Source organism: Deltaproteobacteria bacterium (assembly GCA_040223695.1).
Lineage (GTDB): Bacteria > Desulfobacterota_D > UBA1144 > Nemesobacterales > UBA2774 > JAVKFU01.
This window is the reverse complement of record JAVKFU010000015.1, coordinates 662,635-675,624: the sequence shown is the minus strand read 5'-3', so window position 1 is coordinate 675,624 and position 12,990 is coordinate 662,635. Positions and strand designations below refer to the sequence as shown.

The following is a 12,990-nucleotide window of genomic DNA, read 5'->3' as shown; positions in this document are numbered from 1 at the left end:
TGGTGAATTGAGGTAAAAAAGAAATCCATGAGAAAATTTATACTCGTTATCGTATTTATAATTCTTATTTCAAGTTATGCTCAATCGCAGATCAATGAGGATATTATTGAAGCAGACATTATAATTCCCTCCAATGTCCTGCCGAAATCCGGCGGGAGTATGGCGGGCGATATCAACCTAACTGGTTCTGCTTCACTGAAAGGTCCTAATAACTCTACTCTTATAAAAGCTAGGAACGCAGCTAATACAGCAGATATAAATTTACTTTCAGTCAATACAAGTGACCAGACAGTTATAGGCCAAGGTGGTGCTAACAACATAATTATATTTGACCAGAGACTGGTAGGCGAAGATGACGATACTGGAATTAAAATGAATGGTGTTAACAATATTGAGTTTTGGGGTAACGGAGTTGTTGTAGCTAGTATTTCTCGTGTTATTGGAGTTAGAATTTACGATGGTGATTTTATATTTAATACTGACGCAAGCGGCGATATTGGGAAAACCGGCGCCAATAGACCCGATAGTATTTATGCAAAGAGCCTGGTTTCCGTTGAAGCGGGGGGGATTAAAATTTCTGATAACGGAGGGGCTGTTGTTAAACCAACTTGCAGCGTTTCTGAAAGAGGCAAATTTTGGATGGTAGAAGGTAATGCGGGAGTAAAGGATACTATTGAAGTTTGCGCAAAGGACGCGGCGGATGCTTATGCCTGGAGGACTATTTATTAATAGCCGATTTTTATATAGACGGACGTTGTGCTCTAGAAACCGGCGGGAAATTGCGAATGTATCTATAAAAGACGAGATCCTGAAATGAATTCAGGATGATTTTTAAAAACGTAAAAGGTAAAAAATGTTAAAGGAAGGGGAAAATAAAAATCTTTGTCGGGTTCTGAGGCTGGTGGAAGATGCATTAAATTCGTAAAAAGCTATTTACTATGTCTGGCAGTTATAATATTAAACGGTTATCCAGCGCCAAGTCTGGAAGCCAACTGGTAAATTATGAAATCGACGGCAATTCTGTCAGTTGTCTTGACTGCAATTTTACCTCTATATTTTATCGACCAGGCCCCGGCTGTGGTGGGAGGCGTTTACACTCTCTCCGATCCTTCCAGCTGCGCTGATTGCGTCGAATCAGCAGGTGCGCGCTTGCCATCTGTGAAGATAGTTGCGCCGGGCGCTAACGGCGATTACACAACCATACAGGGAGCTGTCGATTCAGCAGTCCCGGGTGATATTATCAGGGTAATAGGCGGTGTCTATACCGGAAAAATTGTTGTCAAAAACAGCGGGACACGTCTGAGACCGATTACAATCGAAGCCTACCCCGGACATAAGCCTATTATCGTTCCGGGAAAGGGCGAAGGCGACAGGGTCGAGATCGACGCCGAATGGATCGTGTTTCAGGGTTTTGAAGTAATGAAAGGCTGGGACGGGGTAAAGCTTTACAAAGGCAATAATATCATACGGAATAATAAAATTCACCGAAACACGTATCAGGGAATCCTGATCATATCGACTGATAATATAACAATCGAAAATAACATAATAGAGTCGAACGGGACTGGAAAAGGGGAGTGCTACAACAAGGACTGGCGGGGCTCGAGTCCCAAACACTGCCACGGCATATATCTATCTGATTTCGAGTGCAAGGGGATTTCCGGAGTTGCTATTCGCGGTAACGTAATACGAAATCACGGGGGCAGGGGGATTCAGATGAACGGCTCGAAATGCTCAACCTGGATAGAAAATCTGGATATCGAAAAAAACCTGATCGAGGATAATTCCTGGGGAATGGCCATATATCATCATGTGCGAAATTCTAGAATTACCAATAATAAATTTATACTTGAAAAGTATCCTTCAACAGACGATACGAGCCATACTCATCTGGGCATATGGAAGAGTTCGAATAATGAGATTCAAAATAACTATTTCCAGAGCGCTAACCCCGGTGTAGCTGCGCTGGAAGTTTTCGATGCCGAATCGGCTGACAACAGTGTGGACTATAACACGTGGAAGATAAAAAGCGGCGACTGGAAGTGGAACGACAGTTGGCGTAATGATTTTCAAAGCCAGTATCAGAGGACTACAGGATGGGATGAGAACGGGAAGATTATCAATTACTAGTCTCATGAAAGCGGATTAGATCATAAAAGTTTAGATCCTGAATAAATTCAGGATGACTAATAACAAATTAAAAATATAAGCCCGGGCGGTTCAGGCCGTTCCGGGCTTTTTTATATAAAAACCGGAGGTGGAACAATATGGCACAGGCTTCAGGCTCAAGTGCGGAGATTTGGTACAAGATTGAACAGGTAAACGGCGTGACGCCGTCAGCCGCGGTCGGGGGCGGAGCGTCCACTACGCTTGCCGCAGCTGTTAACCCCGGAGCGACTAGCGTTACGGTAGCGAGCGATACTAATATCGCGGCGGGGGATATTCTTAAGGTCGGGAACGACAACAATATGGAATTCGTAAAGGTGGATGCAGGTTACGTGTCTGGCACGACGGTGAGTCTCGACGCGAACACAAAGATAAACTACAGGCATGAATCGGGGGAGGCTGTGGTTGAGGTAGACCCGGCTAATAACTGGTTCAAGCTAGGTAACGTGAGGTCCTTCACACCGTCCGGCGGAAGAGATCTGCAGAGGTCGCAGGCGCTCTCCGGCTCGCGTGTACTTTCAAACTTCCGTGAGGGAAACTATGACACAGGAGCGGATATGACTGTTGAGCTCGATATAGCGACAGTGGGGCTGTTTTACTTACACGCCTTGAATAGTGATTACACCACAGTCGGAACGTCAACAGCGGGGGCAAGTACGACTTTGTCGGCAGCGGCTTCCGCCGGAGATACAACGGTATCAGTGACATCCGAAGTTGGTTTCGCAGCCGGTGAGTTTGCTCAGTTAAGCACGGGAAATGACGCAGAGATTGTAAAGATAGGCAGCACGGCTGCGGGGCAGCTTACGCTGGACTCGGCTGCTCATCCCAACGGGCTCAGGAAGGCTCACTCTAACGGGGCGGCGTGCGATGAAGTAATTAAACCCTTCACACATACGATTTATAGAGGCTCCACCATTCCCGAGGGTATCAGTTTCCTTCTGAGGTTTACCGATATTGAATCGCTCATGCTTATCAGGGGGAACAAGGTAAGCAATCTTACTCTTAACGTGGACCCGACCGACCTTCCGCAGCTCAATATGAACGTAGTAGGGAAGGCATTTCAAATACTGTCAGAGAACATATTCGGGACTCCGGCCTCGATTGAAAACATTCCTTACGCACATTGGGAATCGAGCGTGCAGGTGGACAGTGTGGAGCAGACCACAAACCAGTTTGAAAACCTGAGTCTCGTGATCGAGAATACCATACAGGGTAACTTCGTCGTAGGGTCGCCGATCAAGGGCGCGATCACCCCCGGGGAAGGATCTGTAAGCGGCTCATTCACTTATCAGTACGGAAGCCAGCAATTCGCTGAGAAGACAGTTGCGGGAACAGAGACGCAGCTCGACTTTATATGGACCTATATCGGTGACAACAGCCATCAGGTGACAATGAGCGTGCCCAAAGCCAAGTTCGAGGGGAGTCCGCATCCGGGCGTGAGCTCGAAGGACCCGGTGACGGATGAGAAGAGCTTCCTTGGCAGGCTTGATACCAGCAGCGCGCCGAATACGGACATTACAGTTACGGTGAAGAACAACCAGCCAACAGTTGAGGATATGGTTGAGGCCGTTGTTTAAGGATTATTGCTAAGGGGCTGTTTATATTCAATAAATGAATGCTAACAGCCCTTTTTTAGCTTTTCTTTTCCCGGTAGGGGATTAAATGATTGAGGGGAAAGGACGAGATTGCCGCGCCGCTTTGCGGCTCGCAATGACGAGAGAAAGACGGGATTGCCGCTGTTGCTTTGCAACCACTCAATGACATCCTTCGACTAGGCTCAGGATGAGCGGGAAGGGATTGGATTCTGAATAGATCCTGAAAAACGAGTTCAGGACGAAGTTCAGAATGACATAGTGCAATAGTGTAAAGGAGGGGATATGCCTGAAATTAAGAGTTTGACCAAACATGTATCAAATTATGTGACGATATATCCCTACAGGGATATAGAGGATGAGGACTGGCCCGCTTACCAGGACGAGAAAGGCGAGTGGGTGGGTTACGACGAGGGCTGGCGCGAGGTGGGGTTCAAGTGTCCGTACCCGACAGTGGCGAGGCTTACTCAGATAAGGGACCTTACGCAAGACCTGACTGTCGAGGACAGGAGCTTCAAGATTCTCGGAGGAGACCCGAAGCGCGCCGCGAAGTTCCTGGTATATAACCTCATACAGGACATTACAGGGCTTACCGACAAGGGCGAGCGGGTGCTATACGACAAGGACACTAAAGAATGGCTCTACAATGAGTTCTGTAAGTCCTCTTTCCTGCTTAGCAACTTCAGGTCGAGCTATGAGCTCATAGCCGGCAAGGTCACGAAGGAGGAGAAGAAAGAAGAGGAAAATTTTTTGGAAGAGTCAGGGAGTACTTCGAGCGGATATACGAGGGATTCGAAGTCCGCTTCAAAGGGGAAAAAAGAAGGTACCGCGCAGACTCAATCAGACGCAGGGTAAGTCAGCTCGAAGAAAAGAGGAAACTCAGGCGGAAGAACAGGCTCAAGTTTGAAAAGAACGACAGGGACGAGCTTCGCATATTGAAAAAGGCGGGGGACGAGACGGAAGGATTTATACGGAACCTCCCCCAGCACCAGCGGGAGTGGGTATCTCTATGGGAGCTATGCCAGTCTCAGCGCTACGGGCAGGGGATGACCGTAGGCACACTGGTGCATTCCGAGATATGGAATAACCTGGAGAAGCTAGAGTTCGAGGGGCATCCGAAGATGAGGGCGTTTCGGGTAGTGATTGCCGTGGATGAGGCGTTCAGAGAGTTTGCCCTGAAGTCTCAGGAGAGGAAAATGAAAAGGGGCGCCAAGGGGGAAGGGATTGAGGCTCTCGGGCGCCGTAGGGGTATTGCTGGCTCTTAATGAAAAGATTAGATTGCCGCGCTACGCATAATATGCTCCACTCGCAATGACTAAAAGATAAAGACTTTCTTCTTTTCCTAGATGAAAAGAAGCAAAAATCACCGACTGCACATAATATTGCTAAAAATCTCATGTTAACGCTAAAATGTTTTAATTCCGCCCCGGCCCAAAACATTTTGACGCATCAACATAAGATTTTCTTGACGCTAATTATGTGAATGTCAGAATGGACAAGACGAAAGGCTAGATGCTGAAAGTTTTGGGTTTGGACTGGCATGATAGGGGAATACTTACTCGGTTGCAATTTGTCAATGGACCCGATTCCTTACTTACTCGAAATCGTAGTTCAGCATGACAAACTTCGATAATGCGACGTTGTCGTTCCACTTTGCGGTTTGCGATGACGAAGAAAAAGCAAGGGTTAGATTTCTCACATTCGTTTGTAATGACAAATAATGTTTACTATATCTAGAAATGGAAAAGGGAGCACTGTGGCTCCCTTTTTGGTTTGTATGCTTTTTTTAAGCAATAGCTAGTTTTAGCTATTATTTATGGTGATTGTTTAAGTACTCACCATTTTCGGATCTCACGAATTTTCGACCAACCTGTCTGGTGGGCTGTCACACTCGCTTGTCATAATTACCTCCGTAATTATTATAGATGATTTGGGGGTATGGAGTCAATAGGATTCTTGAGATTATGGAGGGGTGAAAGGGAGGCAAAAGCAAAATTCTAGATTCTGAAATGAATTCAGAATGACGGAAGGGGAAAGGCAAAGGGTTAGATGCTGAAACAAGTTCAGCATGACGGATTTGGGATTGCCGCGCTGCGCTCGCAATGACAAGGGTAAGTCAAAAAATTATATCTTCTTTTCCTTGATGAAAGGAAGTAAAAATCGCCGACTTAACAGAAGGTGCCCCCTCACCCTTACCCTCTCCCTCAAGAGAGAGGGAGAAAAAGGATTAAGTGGGAATGAGTAGTTAGGTGAAGTGGTTGTAGAGCATGACGGTTATAAGGATGGTGGTGAGGATGAGGAGCGCGTCGCGGAATGTGAGGCCGAAGATCGTGCGCGCAGGATTTTTGAATTCGCTGGGCATCACGAGGTGGTGCTCATGAATTATAGCCTCCGCCTTGGGGGTTTTGAGCGGGATCATGGAGTCGCGGCCGCACCTTGGGCAGACGCATATCTTTACCCTGAAGATGGTCAGAGTATAGAAAAAGGCGAGTGCGAATGTTATGGTTGCCGGCAGCCATAGGTCGGACTCGAAAACGCCCGTGAATGCGAGGACAAAGGCAACCGCCCAGAGGATGGACTCGGTCTTGAAGCTCCCGTGTGTGGACCTGTCTTCGTATCCGATGTAGAAGCAGTTTGTGCAGAGTTTTTTCACCAGGGATAGGATAATGGATGGGTGAGGGATTGAAAGCGGGGCATGTATTTATCCTTTGACCGGGCTCAGGATAAGGGGGGTTTGAGATTGCCGAGAGGTTTTACCCGACATGTAGTGACAAGGGAAAAAAGCAAAAAATTATATCTTCTTTTTCTTGATAAAAAGAAGCAAAAATCATCGACTTAACAGAATTTGGCTAAAAACAGACCATCTCGGCTAAAATCTGTTAATTCAGCCCCATTCCTAAAAGATTTTCACGCCTCGATAATCTGTTTTCTTAACGCCAATTCTGTGAATGTCGGGAAAGGAAAAGGCATTAGGGAATAAGAAATAGGAAAAATCCCCCTGTATCCCCTTTTTCTAAGGGGGGGAATGAAAAAAACAAAAGCGGGGTTGTGGCGCTGTGGTTGCAAAGGTGGGTCGAAGTATTGCAGTGTTACTATAAATATGTTGGAATAATAGTTGGTTATGAATGGAAGTTAAGAGATGGATTTAAGATTTGGGGGCTTCAAACTGGTCTGGTTTTTGGTCATTCTGCGTGTTTTGGGGGACATTATCGCCGACTGTGAGGTTGTGTTCTTGGATGAGGACCTGGGCTTTGGGAGTGTCGAGCGGGATCATCTTGTCCTTGCCGCAGTTAGGGCAGAGCCGGCCCTCCGAGAACGAGTCCATAATATTTATCAGTCCGGCTATTGCTACTATTGCCGCGACCACGGCTCCGTATATAAAAGACTGAAGGAGCTTCTGGCCTGTAAAGAGTATAATTACCGCCACAACTACTTCTATTATTCCGACATAGATATTGCCGGACAAGAGGCCGTGCTTACCTTTGCCGATGAAATTGCAATTGGTGCAGAGTTTTTGCATCAGGAAATTATAACACAGTTGGGATTTTGAGGATGAAGGGAGAGTGGTCGTTCAGTTATATGATAATAAGGTTAATGTAGAGGAAGTGGAGTATAGGCTAGCGGCGTAGGTGAGGTTTTTATATTGTATTTTAAATCCACCCTATTTTATTCCAAGAGTTTATGTGCCGGTAGATAATGGGCATAAGTGCTTTTAACTAAAGGCGTCTAAATGCTCACACGTTCGCATTCGTTTCCTTTTACTAAGGAGGGAATTAAAGGATTGAAAGATGAAAATCGAGATTCTGAAATGATCCTGAAACGAGTTCAGGACAGGGTTCAGAATGACAGACTCTAAAGGATAAATGAATAGATTTCTCGGCTGCGCTCTAAATGACATTCTTCGAAAGGTTCAGGCTGGGCGGGAAAAAGATAAATCATCTTTCTTCTTTTCCTAGATGAAAAGAAGCAAAAATCACCGACTGCACGGAATGTGGCTAAAAATGGGCTATCTCGGCTAAAATCTTTTAATTCAACCCTGATTAGAATCGTGGTTTAGTGAAGCGAGACTAATTACATTATTTCTTATAGGAAAGGGCGTCCAATTCCTCGCTAGCTCGAAATCGTCCCGGAAAGATTTTTACGCCTCAATATTCTATTTTCTTAACGCCAATTCCGTGAATGTCGAGAAGGGTAATACAAAGACGAGATTTCTAATTTACATTCAGAATGACAGATAAAAAAGGATGGTAGATATGTTCGGTTATTGAGTGGTTTTGGGGCTGGACTGTTGTGATGTTTCTTGCGGGATAGTCAGGTTGTGATCTTTAATTAGGGCCTGGGCTTTGGGAGTGTCGAGAGGGATCATGGTTTTTTTCTGCTTGCAGTTTGGGCATATGTTTGGGTAATGAATGTAGTAATATAAGGTAACAACACCAAATGAGAGCCAAATTACTGACGCAAGTATCCTAACGGAAAAGGAATAAAGCATAAGTGCGCCAAGTAGTGTTATTGCTCCCCAAATAGTTAAAGCTATTCCCCATATTAAAAGTGATTTCTGTCCACGGGATTCGTATCCAATATAGTTACATTCTGGGCAAAGTTTTTGCATGTTTGTATTTGAGAATATAAAACTAATTTTTCAGGCTATGTTGCTCCACTAGTTTGTCCGCTTCCGGGGTATTCATCTCAATCATATCGCCATAGTTACACTTGGGACATGCTCTCCTGCTCTTATTGATACACCTGTAAAGTAAATAGAAGGCGGTAAATAAACAAGCAATAGTAATTATTACGAGTACGAGCGTGGAACCGGAAGTTTCACTATCCGGTATTACGCTTGTAATACCGTTTACACCCACTCCCAATAGCAGGCCCGCCAAAGGGAACCTGCAAGCATTTCTTCCGCTATGACCGGACTCACCGGTGTAAAGACAATTGGAGCAGATTTCTTTCATCACGCTATTATAAAAGAATAAGAATATGAAGTCTAGTTAAGTAATTACATATATGTATCCATTAATCAACAATATAAATAAAGGGTTCTAAATATAGAGGGATTGCAAGCAAACACCTATAAATCTATCTAAGGAATAAAGTAAACGTATAGTGAAAGATTAATTTGTCGATACGTTAATCAAGGTACTGGAAATGGCAGAGATAAATGAAATTACGGTCAAGTTTATTGTAGAAGATGAGCAATTAATACAATTAGGAAAGACAGCTAATAGTACATTCGAAGAATTTAGAGACGGATTTGAGTTTATTACTAAAACATCAGAATCTACTTTTTTCAAGTTTAATAAAGATGTTGAATCGTCAATGAAACAAGCGGAATCTGCATTTGACAGAGTTTTTAAAACAAATTCTCCATTTGGAAATATTTTAACGAACGCTGCAAAGTTGATTGGTGGTGAACAGGCTGCGGAAATTGGTCATAATATCAACTTGCTTATTAAAGATATTCTGGAACCGTTCACTAATGAAAGCGTGATAGTTGATTTGCCAGTAGATCTAAGACCTTTTGTTAATCCCCAAAAAGCAGAACCTATTGAAGGTAATTTGCAAGAAATAGCTAAAAGACAATTTGAACAATTTCTTGCGAAAGGAAGAACAATTGAAGAGTTAGCGCAGGCATATAGAGAAGCGCTACAGAGTGATTTGAATGAAGAATTTGGTAAAATCGAGGGTATAGAAATTCCTGAATTAACGGTTGACATTCCTGACCTAAAAGTTGAGGATTTTCAACGTCGTGGCTTAGAGGAATTTATTGGACCATCAGTATCAACGCAATTACAAAGGGCAATTGATGAACAAGACAGGGGTTTTAAGACCCTCCGTCTGACATTACAGGGTCTTAGTCTGCAATACGATAAAGCTAGAGAATCGGCCTTGGAGCAGTCTGCGGCGATGAAGGAAGGGACTACAGCGCAGGGTGAATTTTCGACATCTCTTGTTGATTTAGTTAAAAACGCGGGGGAAGGGGCAGTAATATTCGGGCATACGAAAGAAGAGTTGGGGGAACTTCTCGGTGTTACTGAGGATGTTACAGAATCTACCAACAACCTAAGTCAAGACGGGCTTCAAGGTGTGATAGACCAGACCGGACAAGCAAGCAAGTCTATAGACACGATGAGCACGAGTGTGGAGGGTGTAGATACTGCGGCTCAAACGGCGGCGGATGGGGGGTTAGATGAGTTTTCGGAGCGAGTGGAAAACCTGAATGAATCTGGCGGATTCTTTGAGGGAATAAAACAGGGGTTCGAGGATTTTGTTGAATCCGTAGGGTCGAATAGTGAACTCATAGCGGATTTCTTTGCTAACACACTCAGCCAGATGAGTCAGAATTTCTCCGACTTATTTTTCAACGTGCTGACCGGGAAGTTTGAGGATTTAAAGGACTTGGTGAAGCAGGCTTTTGAGGCGATACTCAGGTCGTTTCTCGACCTTGTTGCGGCGATTGTCACAAAGCAGATTGTGGTAAGTATTGGGGCACTGTTCGGGTTGGCAGGAAGTGCCAGAGGCGCTGGAGGAAGCGCAGATATTGTTGGCGGTGTTGGTGGTATAGGCGGAAGTATTGGAGATATATTAGGTGGCGGTTCCGGAATTGCAGGTCTATTTGGATTTGCAGGCGGAGCGGCTGCAACAATACCCGCTACAGCTGTGCCAGGAAGTCTCGGTGTCGGAGGATTGACCGGTGGAGTGAGTGTAGGGACTTTAGCTGCCGGGGAGCTTCCATCAACCGGATTTCTTGCAGGTATTGGCGGGATAGGTGGAGCTTTGTCAATTCTCGGTGCAGTTGCCGTTGCCGCGGCATTAGCCATCCCATTACTATCCGGCTTATTCAAGAAGACACCTCGTCTGGACATAGAGTTTGACAGCATAAAAGAAGAAGGCGAGCGCAGGGCGGCGTTTATATCCGAACTGCTCGACACCGATACCCTGATAAACGACATAATAGACATATCCGTAAAGCGAAGCGCCGGTTTGGGCGTTGGCGGCTCGGATAAGATAAAGGAGATTCTAGGCGACGCGATACAGGGGGCAGTAAATAACCTTCTGGATATTATCAACAAGCTTCCGGCTGACCTCGCGGACAAGCTCACGGACGAGCTTCTGAATACGGAGCTTGATACGGAGACGGTAGTCGCGGGGGAGAGGCTTTTCGAGTTTGACGCCAAGGGGAAGAAGATAGCGGAGAAATTCAATCAGCTTATAAACGGGGAGATACAGGCGAAGTTCCTGTTCGCGGTGGACGGATTCCTGCAGACCATGTTCGAGTCGCTCGGGGTACTGCCCGATGCGGCGGCATCGTTCCTCGACGAGAGATTCCGGGAATTCGAGAGCGCAGGGTCGAGGGAGGCGAGAGCGGCAGTGGGGCAGGATCTGCTTGCCGATCTGAACGCCTTTGTCGATGCGTTCAACATAGTAGAGGGGAATATAAATGACGCGATAGGGACGACTATTAATTCCGTAAATTCGCTCTCCCGGACGCTCGGATTCGACGCCGTGCCGTCCATTGATCAACTGACGGAAGAGCTAGGGGAATTAATCAAGAACGCAGAGCTTGACCCGGAGACGGTGCAGAACTACGTCGAGCTGAGAAACGCGATACTGTCGCTGACGTCGGAAATCGTAAGCTCCATATCGAGCCTGATTGGGAAGATAAGCCAGCTTAACAGCACTATCGCGGGATTCGGCGGAAGCTCAGTGGACCTGACCGGGTTCCTCAATACGGCGATTGGGCAGGTGCAGGGCTTCTTTACGGACAATATAGAGAACCTGTCGCTTTCGGAGCAGGAGGCGCTGCTGGACGACCTAGCGGGATTGGGGAACCAATTGCTCGCCGAAGAGCAGGCGGCTTTTCAGGCGCGGCAGGAAGCGGCCCGAAGGGCTGCCGAGGCGCAAAGAGCGGCGATAGAGAGAAGAATAGACGGGCTTAACGAGGAGAAGGAGCGGATACAGGAGGCGTTTGACGAGCGTATAGACGCGCTTAACGAGGAGCTGAGGCTGGCGGAGGAGTTCGCGTCGCTTGCGGAATCCATAAGGCGTACGCTCGACTCGATACTGTTCAGCCCGGAGTCGGTGCTCACGGGAGTGGAGCAGGTAAACGCGCTACAGTCGAATATTGCGCAGCTTCAGCAGGAGCTTGCCGGTACAGTAGATCCCGAAAGGCAGGTCGAGATCGTAGCCCGGCTCGAGGACGCGTTCAAAACCCTGTTCGACGTGGCCGGGGACGCGTTCGGAGTGAATTCGCCCGAGTTCGTGGCTATATTCGATCAGGTAACAGGAGGGCTCGACGCGCTTGCGGAGCTGACCGAGACGAGGGGGCGGTCAGTAGAGGAGATAAACGCCGAGATAGAGAGGCTGACCCAGGAGCAGAACGCGCAGATCGAGCGGATAGACGCGCGGATAGAGGCGCTGCAGGACAGGCTGTCGGCCATAGGGGAGCAGACGGCGCAGAATACATTCCAGGCGTCGCAGAGGCTGATAGAGCTGTTTGAGTTCATACGCGGGGAGTATATAAGGATACTGGAGGAGAGGTTTGCGCAGCTCGAGGAAGTGAGCGAGTTCGGATTCGATAACGAGATCGAGGGACTTCAGGCGATAGCGGGTATAAACGACGAGCAGCTTGTGGTGCTGAGGTCGATAGAGTCGGTGCTGCAGAACGTGCAGGGTTTCGCCGAGGGCACGGGAGGGTTGATACGGGACTTCGGCAGGGGGACGCTTGCGGTGCTGCACGGAAGGGAGGCCGTGCTGACCGAGGACCAGCTCGTGCAGCTGAGGGCCGGGCTGATAAATCAGTTCGTGAGCGCTGTGGCGAGTGGGCCGGGGCTTGCGGACCAGTTCCGTGAGAGTATAGGCACAGGGGACGGACTGTTAAGCAGGTTTGTCGAGAGGATAGGCGGAGACGAGGGAGGCTCAGGCGAGATGCATGTGGATATCAACGTGAACGTGAACGGAGGCTCGGGGGCTACGGCGGCGTCGATAGGGACCGAGATAGAGAACATGCTGGTGAGGAGCATACGGCAGGGCGGAAGACTGAGGAGCGCGATACAGGATGCGGGGGCGAAGAGACTGAATTGAGGGGGGAGTTAGTACCCCCGCCCTGACCCTCCCCCTGTGAGGGGGAGGGAAAGAAAGAGTAGGCGGGATCGCTGCAGTGGCTTCAACGTTTCAGAATAGCGACTAAAAGGCAAAGATAGATTCTTCTTTTCCTTGATGAAAAGAAGCA

8 protein-coding genes are annotated in these 12,990 nt (G+C 47.2%); 6 read left to right on the top strand and 2 right to left on the bottom strand.

Going from position 1 to position 12,990, the window contains the following annotated elements; translation table 11 throughout:
- Positions 1–27 precede the first annotated feature (27 nt).
- The 5 genes from RIG61_07410 to RIG61_07390 all read left to right on the top strand — a co-directional run bounded on the left by RIG61_07410 (position 28) and on the right by RIG61_07390 (position 5,023).
- Complete coding sequence (locus RIG61_07410) at positions 28–729, top strand: hypothetical protein (GenBank protein MEQ9618988.1); 702 nt, start codon at positions 28–30, stop codon at positions 727–729.
- Between the two features lie 273 nt (positions 730–1,002).
- Complete coding sequence (locus RIG61_07405) at positions 1,003–2,130, top strand: right-handed parallel beta-helix repeat-containing protein (GenBank protein MEQ9618987.1); 1,128 nt, start codon at positions 1,003–1,005, stop codon at positions 2,128–2,130.
- Between the two features lie 137 nt (positions 2,131–2,267).
- Complete coding sequence (locus tag RIG61_07400; GenBank protein ID MEQ9618986.1) at positions 2,268–3,743, top strand: phage tail tube protein; 1,476 nt, start codon at positions 2,268–2,270, stop codon at positions 3,741–3,743.
- 300 nt (positions 3,744–4,043) lie between these two features.
- A complete protein-coding gene (locus RIG61_07395) occupies positions 4,044–4,613 on the top strand; it encodes a hypothetical protein (GenBank protein ID MEQ9618985.1) in 570 nt (189 codons plus the stop codon).
- A gap of 80 nt (positions 4,614–4,693) precedes the next feature.
- The gene (locus RIG61_07390) at positions 4,694–5,023 is read left to right on the top strand and encodes a hypothetical protein (protein MEQ9618984.1); all 330 of its coding nucleotides are present in this window, start codon (positions 4,694–4,696) and stop codon (positions 5,021–5,023) included.
- Between the two features lie 980 nt (positions 5,024–6,003).
- Here the strand turns inward: RIG61_07390 and RIG61_07385 are convergent.
- Both RIG61_07385 and RIG61_07380 read right to left on the bottom strand, forming a co-directional pair.
- Complete coding sequence (locus RIG61_07385; protein MEQ9618983.1) at positions 6,004–6,411, bottom strand: hypothetical protein; 408 nt, start codon at positions 6,409–6,411, stop codon at positions 6,004–6,006.
- A 492-nt stretch (positions 6,412–6,903) separates the two neighbouring features.
- Positions 6,904–7,278, bottom strand: a complete 375-nt coding sequence (locus tag RIG61_07380) for a hypothetical protein (protein ID MEQ9618982.1) — start codon at positions 7,276–7,278, stop codon at positions 6,904–6,906.
- Between the two features lie 2,387 nt (positions 7,279–9,665).
- Here RIG61_07380 and RIG61_07375 point away from each other — a divergent pair.
- Positions 9,666–12,842: a hypothetical protein gene (locus RIG61_07375; GenBank protein ID MEQ9618981.1), complete on the top strand. Its 3,177-nt coding sequence runs from the start codon at positions 9,666–9,668 to the stop codon at positions 12,840–12,842.
- Positions 12,843–12,990: the final 148 nt, after the last annotated feature.

Coding starts and splice junctions, on each gene's coding strand:
- RIG61_07410 (MEQ9618988.1), top strand. CDS start 28: ATGAGAAAATTTATACTCGTTATCGTATTTATAATTCTTATTTCAAGT.
- RIG61_07405 (MEQ9618987.1), top strand. CDS start 1,003: ATGAAATCGACGGCAATTCTGTCAGTTGTCTTGACTGCAATTTTACCT.
- RIG61_07400 (MEQ9618986.1), top strand. CDS start 2,268: ATGGCACAGGCTTCAGGCTCAAGTGCGGAGATTTGGTACAAGATTGAA.
- RIG61_07395 (MEQ9618985.1), top strand. CDS start 4,044: ATGCCTGAAATTAAGAGTTTGACCAAACATGTATCAAATTATGTGACG.
- RIG61_07380 (MEQ9618982.1), bottom strand. CDS start 7,278: ATGCAAAAACTCTGCACCAATTGCAATTTCATCGGCAAAGGTAAGCAC.
- RIG61_07375 (MEQ9618981.1), top strand. CDS start 9,666: ATGAAGGAAGGGACTACAGCGCAGGGTGAATTTTCGACATCTCTTGTT.